Origin of the sequence: Pseudomonas sp. PDM31, assembly GCF_019218965.1 — a bacterium.
In the GTDB taxonomy this organism is placed as follows: domain Bacteria; phylum Pseudomonadota; class Gammaproteobacteria; order Pseudomonadales; family Pseudomonadaceae; genus Aquipseudomonas.
The window spans coordinates 278,970-295,928 of record NZ_JAHUWS010000002.1 but is presented as its reverse complement, the minus strand read 5'-3'; the positions used below and the strand labels follow the sequence as shown (position 1 = coordinate 295,928).

The window sequence follows — 16,959 nt, the reverse complement described above, 5'->3', positions numbered from 1 at the left end:
AATATAGATCGCGTTCTACGTCACAAGTCGGACAGAGCAGCACAATTCGCTGAGCCTGTTAAAATGCCGGCCCATTTCGTGACTGACTCCTGAATTTAGCTATGTCCCGACTCAATCCCCGGCAGCAAGAAGCCGTGAACTACGTCGGCGGCCCTCTATTGGTGCTCGCCGGTGCAGGCTCCGGCAAGACCAGCGTGATCACGCGCAAGATTGCGCACCTGATCCAGAACTGCGGCATTCGCGCCCAGTACATCGTCGCCATGACCTTCACCAACAAGGCCGCCCGCGAGATGAAGGAACGGGTCGGCACCTTGTTGCGCGCCGGCGAAGGACGCGGGCTGACGGTGTGCACCTTCCACAATCTGGGCCTGAACATCATCCGCAAGGAACACGTGCGGCTGGGCTACAAACCCGGTTTCTCGATCTTCGACGAGACCGACGTCAAGGCCCTGATGACCGACATCATGCAGAAGGAATACTCGGGCGACGACGGCGTCGACGAGATCAAGAACATGATCGGCGCCTGGAAAAACGACCTGATCCTGCCGCCCCAGGCCCTGGAAAACGCGCGCAACCCCAAGGAACAGACCGCCGCCATCGTCTACACCCACTACCAGCGCACGCTCAAGGCGTTCAACGCGGTGGACTTCGACGACCTGATCCTGCTGCCGGTAAAGCTGTTCGAAGAGCACGCCGACATTCTGGAGAAGTGGCAAAACAAGGTGCGCTATCTGCTGGTGGACGAATACCAGGACACCAACGCCAGCCAGTATTTGCTGGTGAAAATGCTCATCGGCAAACGCAACCAGTTCACCGTGGTGGGTGACGACGACCAGTCGATCTACGCCTGGCGCGGTGCCCGTCCGGAAAACCTGATGCTGCTCAAGGACGACTACCCGTCCCTGAAAGTGGTGATGCTGGAGCAGAACTACCGCTCCACCAGCCGCATCCTGCGCTGCGCCAACGTGCTGATCTCGAACAACCCCCACGAATTCGAAAAGCAGCTGTGGAGTGAAATGGGCCACGGTGACGAGATCCGCGTGATCCGCTGCCGCAACGAAGATGCCGAAGCCGAGCGCGTGGCCGTGGAAATCCTCAGCCTGCATTTGCGTACCGACCGCCCTTACAGCGATTTCGCGATCCTCTATCGCGGCAACTACCAGGCCAAGTTGATCGAACTGAAGCTGCAGCATCACCAGGTGCCGTATCGCCTGTCCGGCGGCAACAGCTTCTTCGGTCGCCAGGAAGTGAAAGACCTGATGGCCTACTTCCGCCTGATCGTGAACCCTGACGATGACAACGCTTTCCTGCGGGTGATCAACGTGCCGCGCCGCGAGATCGGTTCGACGACGCTGGAAAAACTGGGCAACTACGCCACCGAGCGCAAAATCTCGATGTACGCCGCCACCGACGAAATCGGCCTGGGCGAGCATCTGGATAGCCGCTTCACCGATCGCCTGTCGCGCTTCAAGCGCTTCATGGACAAGGTCCGCGAGCAGTGCGCCGGCGAAGACCCGATCTCGGCCCTGCGCAGCATGGTCATGGACATCGACTATGAGAACTGGCTGCGCACCAACAGCTCCAGTGACAAGGCTGCCGATTACCGCATGGGTAACGTCTGGTTCCTGATCGAGGCGTTGAAGAACACTCTGGAGAAAGACGAAGACGGCGAAATGACCGTCGAAGACGCCATCGGCAAGCTTGTATTGCGCGACATGCTGGAGCGTCAGCAGGAAGAGGAAGACGGCGCCGAAGGCGTGCAAATGATGACCTTGCACGCCTCCAAGGGCCTGGAATTCCCCTACGTGTTCATCATGGGCATGGAAGAGGAAATCCTCCCGCACCGCTCCAGCATCGAAGCCGACACCATCGAAGAGGAACGCCGCTTGGCCTACGTGGGCATTACCCGCGCGCGCCAGACCCTGGCCTTCACCTTTGCCGCCAAGCGCAAGCAGTACGGCGAGATCATTGATTGCGCACCCAGCCGCTTCCTTGATGAGCTGCCGCCGGACGATCTGGCCTGGGAAGGCAACGACGACACCCCGACCGAAGTCAAAGCCGTACGTGGCAATAGCGCATTGGCGGATATACGCGCGATGTTAAAGCGTTAGAATTGACCACTTTTAATTAGACCTTCGGCGTAAAACACGCCAAATGAGGACAAGCTTCATGGAAGCACTGCACAAGAAAATTCGCGAAGAGGGCATCGTGCTTTCCGACCAGGTCCTGAAGGTCGACGCCTTTTTGAACCACCAGATCGACCCGGCCCTGATGAAGCTGATCGGCGACGAATTCGCCACGCTGTTCAAGGATTCGGGTATCACCAAAATCGTCACCATCGAGGCCTCGGGCATCGCACCGGCGATCATGACCGGCCTGAACCTTGGCGTACCGGTGATCTTCGCGCGCAAGCAACAGTCCCTGACCCTGACCGAAAATCTGCTGTCGGCGACCGTTTACTCGTTCACCAAGAAGACTGAAAGCACTGTGGCCATCTCCCCGCGTCACCTGACCAGCAGCGACCGCGTGCTGATCATTGATGACTTTTTGGCCAACGGCAAGGCGTCCCAGGCGCTGATTTCGATCATCAAGCAAGCCGGTGCGACAGTGGCAGGCCTGGGGATCGTGATCGAAAAATCGTTCCAGGGCGGCCGTGCCGAGCTGGATTCGCAGGGTTATCGCGTTGAGTCATTGGCGCGTGTGCAATCGCTGGCCGGTGGTGTCGTGACCTTTATCGACTAAGTCACACCGTCTACCTCCTGTGGGAGCGGGCTTGCTCGCGAATGCGGTGTGTCAGTCGAGAGGTTTATTGACAGGTACACCGCATTCGCGAGCAAGCCCGCTCCCACAGTTGTTTTGGGTTGTCTGTTATTGCTCGGTTGCTTTCAGGCCGGCCAGCAGCAACCGCTGATACAAATCTTCCTTCAACCCCTCCGTACTGGTCAGTTGCATCCGCGCCAAATGCTCTGGATACAACGATGCCTGCGGCGCATCCAGCGCTGCCTTGCCCAGCTCCAGCACTTCGCTCAGTTTGAACTTGCTCTTCAACCAGTTCAGCGCCCGCAACAAATCCCGCTCTACCCCGGTGAAATCGCACCCCAATGGATATTCCGCAAACAGATGCGGATGCCGCGCCTGAATCGCCTGCAAACGCTGTGGGTTGTTCTCGGTGAACCGTGGATCAAGAAGGAAATCCTTCGGCAACTTGCCGACCTTCTGCGCCTGCTTGATCAACCCGGGCTGAAACCGCGAATCGCTGATATTGAGCAACGCTTCGATCACCGCCGCATCGGTCTTGCCGCGCAGATCGGCAATGCCGTACTCGGTGACCACGATGTCGCGCAGGTGCCGGGGTATCGTGCAGTGACCGTATTCCCAGACGATGTTCGAACTGACCTCCCCGCCTGATTCGCGCCAGCTACGCAGCAGCAACACTGACCGTGCACCTTCCAGCGCATGGCCCTGAACCACGAAGTTGTACTGTCCGCCAACACCACTGAGTACACGCCCGTCCTCCAGCTGATCCGCTACGCCAGCACCGAGGAGGGTCACGGTGAACGCGGTGTTGATGAACCGCGCATCGAGACGTTGCAAGCGCTTGAGTTCTTCCTGGCCGTGAAGCTCGTTGATGTAGCTGATGCGGGTCATGTTGAATTCCAGGCGCTTGCTCTGCGGCATCTCGCGCAAGCGCTCATAGAAAGTGCGCGGGCCGAGGAAGAAACCGCCATGCACCGAAATACCGTCAGCCTGCGCGGCTTCGTCCAGCGTACCGGCATTCGCCTGCTGCTGGGTCGCGACGTCCGGGTAAACCTTGCGCCTCACGATACCGGCCTCAGCCAGCACCAGCAGGCCGTTGACGAACATTTCGCTGCAACCGTACAAGCCCCTGACAAAGGGATCGACACCGCCTTCACGGGCAATGAGCTGCGCCCACAGGCCGAGGTCTACATCCTCCAGCAAAGCCTTGTAACCACCGTTGTCGGCCTGTCTCGCCAACAGCGCTGCCGTCAGGGCATCGCCCATGGAGCCGATGCCGATCTGCAGCGTGCCGCCGTCGCGCACCAGTGCACTGGCGTGCAGGCCGATGAAATGGTCCTGGAAACCCACCGGCATGTTCGGCGTGGAGAAAAGTGTGCTGTTGTCCTTCTCGTCGATCAGCAGGTCGAAGGTGTCGATACCGACTTGCGCATCCCCATGCATGTAGGGCAAATCGTTGTGCACCTGGCCCACCATCAGAATGGTTTCGCCGCCAGCGCGGCGCCTGGCGATCATCGGCAACAGGTCGAGGGTGATGTCCGGGTTGCAGCTCAGGCTCAAGCGATCAGGATGCTCGCCGTGGCTGGCCACCAGTTGCGCCACCAGATTCAAGCCGGCGGCGTTGATATCCCGGGCGGCATGGCTGTAGTTGCTGCTGACGTAATCCTGCTGCGCCGTTGCGCTATTGAGCAGGCTGCCGGGCTGCATGAAAAACTGCTGGATGTGAACGTTGTGCGGCAACTTGTCCTGCTGCAGATCGGCGAGAAAATCCAGTTCCGGATAATCGCCGAAAACCTCTTCTACGAAGGGTTCCAGGAAGCGCTTCTGTAAGCCATCGCCCAAGGCAGGCCGGCCCAGGCACAGCGCGGTGTAGACCGTCAGCCGCCGCTCGGGCAACTGCGCAATACGCCGGTACAGCGCGTTGACGAAGTGGTTGGGTTTGCCCAGCCCTAGCGGCAGGCCCATGTGAATATGCGCCGGCAAGCGTGCCAAAACGTCATCCACTGCCTGTTCGATCGAACACAACTGCACCATCTGAAGCCTCCCAACCGTTCCGTGAATAGGGTACGACCGAGCTTGCCGGGAGTTTGCTGCAAAGAACAGCCCCTCACCCTAACCCTCTCCCAAGGGAGAGGGGACCGACTGAGGGTTGTTCAAGAGCCACATCGACCTGAAAGTACCGTACCGAATCCATAATCGACCCGATCTTTTCAGGTCGATGTATTACACAAGACACCACGGGCGGCCGGACGTTTCGGGAGGGCTGGCACCAGGCCTGGGGGGCTGCCAAAGAATCGCAAGTACCGCTCTGAATCCATAATCAACCCGATGTTTCAGGTCGATGTATTACACAAGCCACCACGGGCGGCCGGACGTTTCGGGAGGGCTGGGACCAGGCCTGGGGGGGCTGCCAAAGAATCGCAAGTACCGCTCTGAATCCATAATCAACCCGATGTTTCAGGTCGATGTATCACGCAAGACACCTCGGTCGGCCCCCTCTCCCTTTGGGAGAGGGCTGGGGTGAGGGGACGGCTCTCTATCACCCCACACTATCCAACCCTGAACGACACGCACAAAAAAACCGCTCGAAAGCGGTTTTTTTGGCGAAAGGTTCGGCGAATTACAGGCCGGACATCTCTTTGATAGCGCCCTTCAGCTCATCGTCAGAGCAGTCAGCGCAGGTGCCTTTTGGCGGCATTGCGTTAATGCCGGTGATGGCTTTGGCCAGGATGCCGTCGAGGCCGCCCTGGTGATCAGCACGCTCTTTCCAGGCAGCCTTGTCACCGATTTTCGGTGCGCCCAGCAGGCCGGTGCCGTGGCAAGCATTGCAATGTTTTGCAATGACATCTTTAGGCGCTTTTGCACCTCCGCCACCACCGGTAGAGGCAGCGACTTCCATGCCCTTGCACTCTTGACCCTGAACACAGACTTGACCGACCGGTTCAAGGCGTTTGGCGATATCGTCGTTGGTCGCAGCTTGAGCGCTGACAGCCCATAGGGCCAATACGGTTGCTGGTGCAGCCAGCATTTTCATAATTAGATTCACGCGTTCACCCTCAATGGTGGCTAGTCACGCCTACGGCCACGGTTCGCAGGCGGGCGCAAGTATAGCGGTAAGCCCGCGTCACTGAAACAACCCCAAAGTCGAAGGGGTCTTAGGCGCTGGCGAAAAAACACCCCGGACGCCTCTGCGATACTGGCAGGACGCCTCTTCCCCTTAGAAATTCGCCGGCGTGGCTGCGCTGATTAGTCGCGCAGGCACATCGAACGGATTACGGAAACGGTGAGGCTTGGTACTTTCAAAGTAGTAGCTATCGCCAGCTTCGAGCACAAAAGTTTCCAGCCCGACCACCAGCTCCAGCTTTCCTTCGACCAGAATGCCGGTTTCCTCGCCCTCATGGGTGAGCATCTCGTCCCCGGTGTCGGCGCCTGGCGGATAGATTTCATTGAGAAACGCGATAGCCCGGCTGGGATGCGCCCGACCGACCAGCTTCATGGTCACCGCACCATCGGAGATATCGATCAGCTCGTTGGCCTTGTAGACGATCTGAGTCGGTTTTTCCTGCAGGATTTCTTCGGAAAAGAACTCGACCATGGACATGGGAATCCCGCCCAGTACTTTCCTCAGCGAACTGATCGAGGGGCTGACGCTGTTCTTCTCGATCATCGAAATGGTGCTGTTGGTGACCCCCGCCCGTTTGGCGAGTTCACGCTGGGAAAGGCCCTTGAGCCTACGGATGGATTGCAGTCGTTCACCGACGTCCAAGCTTGCGCCTCCAGGAATCAGGTTTGTTGGAATAATGAGCGTTATCATGGCGACAGCGTTCAGTATTTACAACACTTTGGCCCGAATCCTGTCCGGTGAGGCGACTTCCGGTCTGGCGTTCCTGGCACTAAGCCCCGGAATAGAGCATTGGCACCCGGCGCAGGTTGCAGAAGATCTGATAAGGAATCGTCCCGGCAGCCATGGCCACTTCGCTGGCGAGGATGTTTTTACCCCACAATTCGACGGTCGAACCCAGGCCGGCTTGCGGCACATCGGTCAGGTCGATGCACAGCATGTCCATCGATACCCGGCCGATCAATTGGCTGCGCTGCCCGGCGACCAGCACCGGGGTACCGGTCGGTGCCTGGCGCGGATAGCCGTCGGCGTACCCCATGGCTACCACGCCCACGCGCATCGGTTTGGACGTAATAAACCTGGCGCCGTAACCAATCGGTTCGCCGGCCGGCAGTTCACGCACGCAGATCACTTTCGATTCGAGGGTCATCACCGGCTGCAGGCGCGAGGCGACTTCATTGGCTTCTTCGAACGGCGTGGCGCCGTAGAGCATGATGCCCGGACGTACCCAATCGCTCGGAATCTGTGGCCAACCGAGTACCGCCGGGGAGTTGCGCAGGCTGACCTCGGCGGACAAGCCCTGACGCGCCGCCTCGAACACAGCCACCTGCTCGGCGCTGGTTTGTTCGTGCAGCTCATCGGCACGGGCGAAGTGGCTCATCAGCACGATCTTCGCGACCTTGCCGCTGGCCAGCAGGCGTTGATAAGCCGCCTGGTAATCCGCCGGATGCAAGCCCACCCGGTGCATACCCGAATCAAGCTTGAGCCATACGGTAATCGGCTTGCTCAATACGGCTTTCTCGATGGCTTCGAGTTGCCATAACGAATGCACCACGCACCAGAAATCATGCTCGATGATCAGCGACAACTCTGAGGCTTCGAAAAAACCTTCCAGCAACAACACCGGCGCGTGAATGCCCGCCGCCCGCAACTCCAGAGCCTCTTCGATGCACGCCACAGCAAACCCGTCCGCCTCGGCTTCCAGCGCCTGGGCGCAACGCACCGCGCCATGGCCATAGGCATCGGCCTTGATCACTGCGAGGGCGCGAGCCCCCGTCAGTTCACGGGCGATCTGGTAGTTGTGACGCAGGGCTTGAAGGTCGATCAGGGCACGGGCAGGACGCATGGCGGCAGACTTCTGGTCGGGTTTTGTAAAAAAAACCGGCGCTGGCTGTCGGCGTAAACCGCCAGCAGCACCGGAAGAGGGATCTTTGTGACAGGCTTATGGCAGAGCCGCTACAACCGACAGCTCAACCAGAATTTCCGGCTCGCACAGTTTCGATTCAACGGTGGCACGGGCAGGGGCGACGCCTTTTGGCAGCCACTTGTCCCACACCGCGTTCATGCCTTCGAAATGCGCGTCGATGTCTTTCAGGTAAATAGTTACCGACAGCAGATGATTCTTGTCGGTACCGGCCAGGTCGAGCAAACGCTCGATATTGGCCAGGGTTTCACGGGTCTGTTGTTCAATCCCGGCGTTCATGTCGTCGCCGACCTGCCCGGCCAGGTACACCGTGCCGTTATGGGTGACGACCTGACTCATGCGCTCATTGGTGAGCTGGCGCTGGACTGACATGCTTTGCAGACTCCTGGATTTTGCTGCCATAACGGGAAATATCGAGGCCTTCGGCGCTGATCTGCGGCTTTTTCTTCGCCATCAGGTCAGCCAGCAAGCGGCCGGAGCCACACGCCATGGTCCAGCCGAGCGTGCCGTGACCAGTGTTCAGGAACAGGTTCTTGAATGGGGTAGCGCCGACAATCGGCGTGCCGTCCGGGGTGGTCGGACGCAAGCCGGTCCAGAAGCTGGCCTGGGCCAGATCGCCGCCCTGAGGATAAAGATCGTTGACGATCATCTCCAGGGTTTCGCGTCGACGCGGGTTCAGCGACAGGTCAAAACCGGCAATTTCCGCCATGCCACCAACGCGGATGCGGTTGTCAAAACGGGTGATCGCGACCTTGTAGGTCTCGTCGAGAATGGTCGAGGTCGGAGCCATCGCCGCATTGGTGATCGGCACGGTCAGGGAGTAGCCCTTGAGCGGATACACCGGTGCCTTGATGCCCAGCGGCTTGAGCAGTTGCGGCGAGTAGCTGCCCAGAGCCAGCACGTAGCGGTCAGCGGTTTCCAGCTTGCCGTCGATCCACACGCCATTGATACGGTCACCGGCGAAGTCGAGGCGCTGGATGTCCTGGCCGAAACGGAACTGCACACCAAGTTTCGTGGCCATTTCAGCCAGGCGAGTGGTGAACATCTGACAGTCGCCGGTCTGGTCGTTCGGCAGGCGCAGGGCACCGGCGAGAATATCGGTCACCTGGGCCAGGGCTGGTTCGACGCGGGCAATGCCCTCGCGGTCGAGCAACTCAAACGGTACGCCGGACTCCTTCAACACGGCGATGTCTTTCGCTGCGCCGTCAAGCTGGGCCTGGGTACGGAACAATTGGGTAGTACCGAGGCTGCGGCCTTCATAGGCAATGCCGGTTTCAGCGCGCAGTTCGTCGAGGCAGTCACGGCTGTACTCGGACAGGCGGACCATGCGCTCCTTGTTCACTGCATAGCGGCTGGCCGTGCAGTTACGCAGCATCTGGGCCATCCACAGGTATTGATCGATGTCGGCAGTGGCCTTGATCGCCAGTGGCGCATGGCGCTGCAACAGCCACTTGATGGCTTTGAGCGGCACACCCGGCGCAGCCCACGGCGAGGCATAACCCGGCGAGACTTGCCCGGCATTGGCGAAACTGGTCTCCATGGCAGCAGCCGGCTGCCGGTCCACGACCACCACTTCAAATCCGGCACGGGCCAGATAATAAGCACTGGTGGTACCGATGACGCCGCTACCCAAGACCATGACGCGCATTTTCATATCCCTCATCGCGGCGAACCGCTGACGTTTGTTGATCAGAGCTACAGATGTGCGCAGTGTAAAAAAGATCTGCCAGTGCATTTCACTATATAAACGCCTATATTTGGCGACAATTCTCGGCAAAAACCCTTTTCACGGAGGCGCATCCCCTATGCGGACCAACACTCAGACCAAACGGGAGCTCGACAAGATCGACCGCAACATCTTGCGAATCCTGCAGGCGGACGGGCGCATCTCCTTTACCGAGCTGGGGGAAAAGGTCGGGCTCTCGACCACGCCCTGTACCGAGCGGGTCCGGCGCCTGGAGCGCGAAGGGATCATCATGGGCTACAACGCCCGGCTCAACCCGCAGCACTTGAAGGGTAGTCTCCTGGTGTTCGTGGAGATCAGCCTGGACTACAAATCCGGTGATACCTTCGAAGAGTTCCGACGCGCGGTGCTGAAATTGCCCCATGTACTGGAATGTCATCTGGTGTCAGGGGATTTCGACTATCTCGTGAAGGCGCGGATTTCCGAGATGGCTTCGTACCGCAAGCTGCTCGGCGACATCCTGCTCAAGCTGCCCCATGTGCGGGAGTCCAAGAGCTATATCGTGATGGAAGAAGTGAAAGAGAGCCTGAGCTTGCCGATTCCGGATTGAAGCTTGCGGCGTCTGTTCGACAGCCTTCGCGAGCAAGCCCGCTCCCACATTTGATCGCGTTCATCTGGGACAACCCGGTCAAATGTGGGAGCGGGCTTGCTCGCGAAGGTAGCGACTCGGTCTACCTAGACCAGCACCTGCCGGGTGCTGGCCATGTACTCGAACACCTGCTGTTCCACCCGCGGATGTATCAACTCCACCGGCCCCCGTCCATTAGGGCATGGCAATGTCCTGGTGGTACCGAACAGCCGGCAGATCAGCGGCCGCTCGTCATACACCGTGCAACCGTTCGGCCCCAGATGCACACAATTGAGCTCGTCCATCGCAGCATCCTGCTCGGCGCGGGTCTTGCGCGGCAGGCGCGACATTTCTTCCGGCGAGGTGGTCACCGGTCCACAGCAGTCGTGGCAGCCAGGCACGCACTCGAAAGAGGGAATCTGCTGGCGCAGCGTACGGATTTTCTGACTGTTGCAGTCCATTGAAGCGGTGGCCAATAGCGGATTGGAGCGCGATTCTGACGCAAAAGCCCGGATCCAGACAGCAGCAACCGACCAGTGTTGCCCGCTCGGGAAAGTCCGGCTTATGCTCCGTCAAATTTTCTAAACACATGAATCGGGAATACGCACATGAATGCCCGTGCTCAACAGCCTGCTGCACACCACCAGCACACCGCCTCGTATTACGCCGCCAGCAGCCTTGCGCAGCCTGAGCACCCGGTGCTTCAGGGCGAAGTGGTGGCCGATGTGTGCGTGGTTGGCGGCGGATTTTCCGGGTTGAACACGGCGATCGAGCTCGCCGGGCGCGGGCTCAGTGTGGTGCTGCTCGAAGCCCACAAGATCGGTTGGGGCGCCAGCGGTCGCAATGGCGGGCAGCTGATTCGCGGCGTCGGCCACGGCCTTGAGCAATTCACCAATGTGATCGGCGTGGACGGTGTACGCCAGATGAAACTCATGGGCCTGGAAGCCGTGGAAATCGTCCGCCAGCGGGTCGAACACTTTCAGATCCCCTGCGACCTGACCTGGGGTTACTGCGACCTGGCCAACAAGCCCCGCGACCTTGAAGGTTTCGCCGAGGATGCCGAAGAGCTGCGCAGCCTCGACTATCGCTATGAAACCCGCCTGCTGCAAGCCAACGAAATGCACACCGTAGTCGGCTCCGGGCGTTACGTCGGCGGACTGATCGACATGGGTTCCGGGCACTTGCATCCACTGAACCTGGCTTTGGGCGAAGCCGCTGCAGCGCAGCAGTTGGGAGTCAGGCTGTTCGAGCACTCAGCTGTCACTCGCATCGATTACGGCCCGCAGGTCAAGGTTCATACCGCCCAAGGTGCGGTACGCGCCAAGACTCTCGTGCTGGGTTGCAATGCCTACTTGAGCGGACTTAATCCAGAACTCAGCGGCAAAGTCTTGCCCGCTGGCAGCTACATCATCGCCACCGAGCCACTGAGCGAAGAACAGGCCCAGGAACTGCTACCGCAGAACATGGCAGCCTGTGACCAACGGGTGGCGCTGGATTACTACCGGCTCTCGGCGGACCGACGCCTGCTGTTCGGCGGCGCCTGCCATTATTCGGGGCGCGATCCGAAAGACATCGCCGCTTACATGCGCCCGAAAATGCTGGAGGTCTTCCCGCAGTTGGACGCAGTGAAGATCGACTATCAATGGGGCGGCATGATTGGCATCGGCGCCAACCGTCTGCCGCAGATTGGACGTCTCAAGGACCAGCCGAATGTCTACTACGCCCAAGCCTATTCCGGGCATGGTGTGAATGCCACGCATCTGGCGGGCAAGCTGCTGGCCGAAGCCATCAGCGGTCAACAGAGCGGTGGGTTCGATCTGTTTGCAAAGGTGCCGCACATTACCTTCCCAGGTGGAAAGCATTTGCGTTCGCCGTTATTGGCGTTGGGGATGCTTTGGCATCGGCTTAAAGAGTTGGTCTGAAAGAATGGCGGCGACACGTCTGGCGCCTTCGCGAGCAAGCCCGCTCCCACAGGGGATATGCGTCGATCACAGATCCATTGTGGGAGTGGGCTTGCCCGCGAAGAGGCCCTGAAGAACACTGCCTATTTCAGATCCGCCAGAAGGGTTTCAGCCCCTCCTCCAGCGCCTGCTCACGGGTCAGGCCGATGTCCTTCAACTGATCCGGCGTCAGCGCCAGCAACGCCTGGCGCGTGTGCAGACGATGCCAGAACAGGCCCCAGCGATTCAGACAGGACGGCGCGTTGCGCATTGTTGCGCGCATGCCGTTTTTCTGCCCTGTTGCCAGTTCCTGACTGTGTAACGTCAGCCGCACATCGCTCAAGCCGTTCATTTTGGTCGCTCCTGTTTACTTGGGTAGCCAGAGATTCCATGATGCGCGGGCGGGCAAAAGCATTACAGATTCAATCTATCCGTATTAACTCCATACAGATTTGCTGTTGTTGCGTCTGAATCCTCGATTTTTGCCGTATCTGTACTGGTTTATCGGATCACCACCCACGAGGCTGCGCCATGACCCTTTACGTCAATCTCGCCGAATTGCTCGGCACGCGTATTGAACAGGGCTTCTATCGCCCCGGTGACCGGTTGCCCTCAGTGCGGGCGCTGAGCGTCGAGCACGGGGTCAGCCTGAGCACGGTGCAGCAGGCTTATCGAGTGCTGGAAGACAGCGGGCTGGCCACGCCAAGGCCAAAATCCGGGTATTTCGTTCCAGCCAGCCGCGAACTGCCGGACCTGCCGGCGGTAGGCCGCCCGGCGCAACGTCCGGTAGACATCTCCCAATGGGATCAGGTGTTGGAGCTTATTCGCGCAGTGCCGCGCAAGGATGTGGTGCAACTGGGGCGCGGCATGCCGGACATCACCAGCCCGACCATGAAACCACTGCTACGCGATCTGGCCCGGATCAGCCGGCGCCAGGACATGCCTGGCCTGTATTACGACAACATTCATGGCAACCTCGAACTGCGCGAACAAATCGCCCGCCTGATGCTCGACTCCGGCTGCCAGCTGGGCTGCGGCGAACTGGTAGTCACCACCGGTTGCCACGAAGCGCTCTCCACCAGCATCCGGGCGATTTGCGAGCCCGGCGACATTGTGGCGGTGGACTCGCCGAGCTTTCACGGCGCCATGCAGACCCTCAAGGGCCTGGGCATGAAAGCCCTGGAAATTCCCACCGATCCGCTGACCGGAATCAGCCTCGACGCGCTCGAACTGGCCCTGGAGCAGTGGCCGATCAAAGTCATACAGCTGACGCCCAACTGCAACAACCCCTTGGGCTACATCATGCCCGAGTCGCGCAAACGCGCGTTGTTGACACTCGCACAGCGATTTGACGTGGCGATCATCGAGGACGATGTGTATGGCGAGCTGGCCTACACCTATCCTCGCCCGCGCACGATCAAATCCTTCGACGAAGACGGGCGCGTGCTGTTGTGCAGCTCGTTTTCCAAGACCCTGGCCCCCGGCTTGCGTATCGGCTGGGTTGCGCCCGGCCGTTATCTGGAACGGGTGCTGCACATGAAATACATCAGCACCGGCTCAACCGCTCCGCAACCGCAGATCGCCATCGCCGAATTTCTCAAGGGCGGCCACTTCGAGCCGCATTTACGCCGGATGCGCACCCAATACCAGCGCAATCGCGACATGATGATTGACTGGGTGACCCGTTACTTCCCCGCCGGAACCCGCGCCAGTCGTCCGCAAGGCAGCTTCATGCTATGGGTCGAACTGCCGGAAGGCTTTGATACCCTGAAACTCAATCGTGCCCTGGATGATCAGGGCGTACAGATCGCCGTCGGCAGCATTTTTTCCGCCTCGGGCAAATACCGCAATTGCCTGCGCATGAACTACGCTGCCAAACCAACACCGCAGATCGAAGAAGCGGTGCGCAAGGTCGGCGCAATGGCGATCAAATTGCTGGCGGAAAACGACCCATTCAGTGACTGACTTTTATCCGGAATCCAGCATCCATATGTCATTACTCCTCGCCAACTGGAACGACCTAACGTGAGAGTCAGTCAGCCCCTGCTTGTTCTCCTGCTAATCGCTTCGTTCCTGAGTGGATGCGCCAGCTTCGACATTCGGCGAGAGTCCAGCCAGGCGCTGCCAGCCTCGGATTCGGCGTTTGGTCGTTCGGTCCAGGCGCAGGCCGCGCCTTATAAGGGGCAATCCGGCTTCCGCCTGCTGTCCGACAGCACCGAAGCCTTCACAGCCCGGGCCGAACTGATCCGCAACGCGCAAAGCAGTCTCGACTTGCAGTACTACATCGTGCACGACGGTATCAGCACACGGATGCTGATCGATGAACTGCTCAAGGCCGCCGACCGTGGTGTACGTGTTCGGGTGCTGCTCGACGATACCGCCAGCGATGGCCTGGACCAGTTCATCGGCACCCTCGCCGCTCACCCGAAAATCCATATCCGCGTGTTCAACCCGTTGAATCTGGGGCGCAGTACCGGAGTGACGCGGACCGTGGGGCGGCTGCTGAACCTGTCGCAGCAACATCGGCGCATGCATAACAAGTTGTGGCTGGCGGACAACAGCATGGCCATAGTCGGCGGGCGCAATCTGGGGGACGAGTATTTCGACGCCGAACCCAATATGAACTTCACCGACATCGACATCCTCGGCGTTGGCCCTGTCGCCGACGAGCTCGGACACGGTTTCGACCAGTACTGGAACAGCGCGTTGAGCAAGCCGATCGACGAATTCCTGTCGAGCAAACCGACCGCCCAGGACTTGAAGGAGACCCGTGCCGGCCTGGAAAAATCGCTGGAAGAAAACCGCAGACAGAATCATGCGCTTTACCAGCGCCTGATGACCTATACCACTCACCCGCGCCTCGATACTTGGCGTCAGGAGCTAATCTGGGCCTGGAGCCAGGCGCTCTGGGATGCGCCCAGCAAGGTGCTGGCCAAGGGCGAACCCGATCCGCATTTGCTGCTGACCACGCAACTGACGCCCGAGCTCGATGGCGTCAGCAAAGAGCTGATCATGGTTTCGGCTTACTTCGTGCCCGGCGAACCCGGACTTGTTTACCTTACCGGACGCGCCGACGCCGGGGTCTCGGTGAGTTTGCTGACCAATTCACTACAGGCCACGGATGTACCGGCGGTACACGGTGGATACGCACCCTATCGCAAGGCGCTGCTGGAACACGGCGTGCGGCTGTTCGAATTGCGCCGCCAACCCGGTGAAGACAGCCCCGGTGGTAGTGGACCGCGCCTGTTCTCCAGCGCCGCCTATAGCGGCTCCGATTCCAGCCTGCACAGCAAGGCGATCATTTTCGACCAGCAAAAATCCTTCATCGGCTCTTTCAATTTCGATCCTCGCTCGGTGTTATGGAACACCGAAGTCGGCGTGTTGGTAGACAGCCCGGAACTCGCGGCCCGAGTCCGTGAGCTGGCGCTCCAGGGCATGGCACCCGCCTTGAGTTATGAGGTGAAACTGGAAAAAGACCATGTCGTCTGGACCACCGAAGACGACGGCAAAATGCACACGCTGACCAAGGAGCCAGCGAGCTGGTGGCGACGGGTCAATGCATGGCTCAGCACCACCGTTGGCCTGGAGCGGATGTTGTAGAAACCCCAAAAAATCTATGCAGCTTGCGCCGTACCAAACGCCCCTTGCCGCAACACCACAATCAGCACACCCAAGGCCCCCGCTGCCATCAGCAACGGCAGCGCGTGCCCGCTGACCCACTGACTGCCAGCACCGGCCAGCAGCGGCCCGACCAGACAGCCAATCCCCCACAGCTGTGCCACGTGCGCATTGGCTCGCACCAGCGCATCGTCGCGGTAGCGCTCGCCGATCAGAATCAGTGACAAGGTGAACAACCCACCGGCACTGGCGCCGAACAGAACCCACAGCGGCCAGATCAGCAACGTGTCGATCAACATCGGGATCGCCAGACTCGATACCAGCAATATCAACGCGCAACCGGTAAACAGCGCACGCCGCGACAGGCGATCGGCCAAAGCGCCAATGGGCAACTGCAGCAGGGCATCACCCACCACCACGGTGCTGACCATCGCCAGCGCAATTTCCGTGGTAAAGCCCTGACGCAGGCAGTAGACCGGCAGCAGCGTCAGGATCATGGCTTCGAATGCGGCAAACAGCGAGACCGCCCAGGCAATCGCCGGGAGGCCACGACAGAAACTCAGCAAGTCACCGAAAGTCACGCTGCTGGCTTCGCTGGAAGGCGCACCGCTTCGCCCGAGCAACAGGAACGGCGCGGCCAGCAACAGACCGACACCCACCCAAAAGCCGTAATCGTGCTCCGTGCCCAGGAAGCCAAGCAGCACCGGCCCGGCCAGTTGGCTCAGCGCGTAGCTGCTGCCATACAACGCCACCAGGCGCCCCCGCCATTGCTCGACCACCAGTTGATTGATCCAGCTTTCACCGAGGATGAACACCAGGGTCAGGATCACCCCGATCATCAGCCGTAGCAGCAACCAGACGGGGTAACTCGGTAATAGCGCCAGCAGACCTATGGAAACTGCCCCGGCCCACAGGCATAGGCGCATCAGGTTGGCCGTGCCAAGGCGTGCCGCCAGATGGCTGGAAATCTTCGCCCCCAGCAATACGCCGATCGCCGGCATCGCTGCCATCACGCCAATTGCAAACGAGCCGTAACCCCAGCTTTCCAGGCGAAAAGAAACCAACGGCATGCTGACGCCCAAGGCCAGGCCGACACTCAAGACAGACGCCAACACGGCGAAATAAGTCGCCCAACGCATGTTCCACGCTCCTGTGGATTGTTATTTTTTCAACCACCACAAAACAATGTGGGAGCGGGCTTGCTCGCGAAGTGGCCAGCACATTCAACGTCTATGTTGACTGTTACGGCGCCTTCGCGAGCAAGCCCGCTCCCACAGGGGATCTTTG

At 59.7% G+C, this 16,959-nt stretch carries 15 protein-coding genes; 6 read left to right on the top strand and 9 right to left on the bottom strand.

The window, feature by feature from the left end; all coding sequences use genetic code 11:
* The first annotated feature begins 101 nt into the window (after positions 1–101).
* Both rep and KW839_RS04560 read left to right on the top strand, forming a co-directional pair.
* Entirely contained in the window at positions 102–2,111 is a 2,010-nt protein-coding gene (gene rep / locus KW839_RS04565) for a DNA helicase Rep (protein WP_060542555.1), read from the top strand.
* Between the two features lie 58 nt (positions 2,112–2,169).
* Positions 2,170–2,742, top strand: a complete 573-nt coding sequence (locus KW839_RS04560) for a xanthine phosphoribosyltransferase (RefSeq protein ID WP_060542556.1) — start codon at positions 2,170–2,172, stop codon at positions 2,740–2,742.
* A 126-nt stretch (positions 2,743–2,868) separates the two neighbouring features.
* Here the strand turns inward: KW839_RS04560 and KW839_RS04555 are convergent, their stop codons facing one another.
* From KW839_RS04555 to dadA, 6 genes are all read right to left on the bottom strand, one after another.
* Positions 2,869–4,791 carry an acetyl-CoA hydrolase/transferase C-terminal domain-containing protein gene (locus KW839_RS04555; protein WP_218423567.1) on the bottom strand — a complete coding sequence of 641 codons (1,923 nt, stop codon included), beginning with the start codon at positions 4,789–4,791 and terminating at the stop codon, positions 2,869–2,871.
* A 586-nt stretch (positions 4,792–5,377) separates the two neighbouring features.
* The gene (locus KW839_RS04550; protein WP_060542558.1) at positions 5,378–5,791 is read right to left on the bottom strand and encodes a cytochrome c5 family protein; all 414 of its coding nucleotides are present in this window, start codon (positions 5,789–5,791) and stop codon (positions 5,378–5,380) included.
* A gap of 183 nt (positions 5,792–5,974) precedes the next feature.
* Positions 5,975–6,523: a cupin domain-containing protein gene (locus KW839_RS04545; RefSeq protein ID WP_008023455.1), complete on the bottom strand. Its 549-nt coding sequence runs from the start codon at positions 6,521–6,523 to the stop codon at positions 5,975–5,977.
* Between the two features lie 127 nt (positions 6,524–6,650).
* Complete coding sequence (gene alr / locus KW839_RS04540; RefSeq protein ID WP_060542559.1) at positions 6,651–7,724, bottom strand: alanine racemase; 1,074 nt, start codon at positions 7,722–7,724, stop codon at positions 6,651–6,653.
* Between the two features lie 96 nt (positions 7,725–7,820).
* Positions 7,821–8,174 carry a RidA family protein gene (locus KW839_RS04535; RefSeq protein ID WP_060542560.1) on the bottom strand — a complete coding sequence of 118 codons (354 nt, stop codon included), beginning with the start codon at positions 8,172–8,174 and terminating at the stop codon, positions 7,821–7,823.
* Positions 8,146–9,450 (bottom strand): D-amino acid dehydrogenase, encoded by a 1,305-nt coding sequence (gene dadA / locus KW839_RS04530; protein WP_218423565.1) that lies wholly within the window; start codon positions 9,448–9,450, stop codon positions 8,146–8,148. Before dadA ends, KW839_RS04535 begins: the two co-directional genes overlap by 29 nt.
* A gap of 157 nt (positions 9,451–9,607) precedes the next feature.
* Between dadA and KW839_RS04525 the strand changes: the two genes are divergently transcribed.
* Positions 9,608–10,096 (top strand): Lrp/AsnC ligand binding domain-containing protein, encoded by a 489-nt coding sequence (locus KW839_RS04525; protein ID WP_003177284.1) that lies wholly within the window; start codon positions 9,608–9,610, stop codon positions 10,094–10,096.
* Positions 10,097–10,221: 125 nt separating this feature from the next.
* Here KW839_RS04525 and KW839_RS04520 read toward each other — a convergent pair whose 3' ends face one another.
* Entirely contained in the window at positions 10,222–10,575 is a 354-nt protein-coding gene (locus KW839_RS04520) for a YkgJ family cysteine cluster protein (protein WP_218423563.1), read from the bottom strand.
* A 147-nt stretch (positions 10,576–10,722) separates the two neighbouring features.
* Here KW839_RS04520 and KW839_RS04515 point away from each other — a divergent pair, with 147 nt between their 5' ends.
* Positions 10,723–12,036, top strand: coding sequence for an FAD-binding oxidoreductase (locus tag KW839_RS04515; protein ID WP_218423561.1), 1,314 nt, complete (start codon positions 10,723–10,725; stop codon positions 12,034–12,036).
* Between the two features lie 127 nt (positions 12,037–12,163).
* Here the strand turns inward: KW839_RS04515 and KW839_RS04510 are convergent, their stop codons facing one another.
* Entirely contained in the window at positions 12,164–12,406 is a 243-nt protein-coding gene (locus tag KW839_RS04510) for a DUF1127 domain-containing protein (protein WP_218423559.1), read from the bottom strand.
* Positions 12,407–12,585: 179 nt separating this feature from the next.
* Here KW839_RS04510 and KW839_RS04505 point away from each other — a divergent pair, with 179 nt between their 5' ends.
* Both KW839_RS04505 and KW839_RS04500 read left to right on the top strand, forming a co-directional pair.
* Positions 12,586–14,019: a PLP-dependent aminotransferase family protein gene (locus tag KW839_RS04505; RefSeq protein WP_060542564.1), complete on the top strand. Its 1,434-nt coding sequence runs from the start codon at positions 12,586–12,588 to the stop codon at positions 14,017–14,019.
* Between the two features lie 60 nt (positions 14,020–14,079).
* The gene (locus KW839_RS04500) at positions 14,080–15,654 is read left to right on the top strand and encodes a phospholipase D family protein (protein ID WP_218423557.1); all 1,575 of its coding nucleotides are present in this window, start codon (positions 14,080–14,082) and stop codon (positions 15,652–15,654) included.
* Between the two features lie 14 nt (positions 15,655–15,668).
* Here KW839_RS04500 and KW839_RS04495 read toward each other — a convergent pair whose 3' ends face one another.
* Positions 15,669–16,811 (bottom strand): MFS transporter, encoded by a 1,143-nt coding sequence (locus KW839_RS04495; RefSeq protein ID WP_060542566.1) that lies wholly within the window; start codon positions 16,809–16,811, stop codon positions 15,669–15,671.
* Positions 16,812–16,959 lie beyond the last annotated feature (148 nt).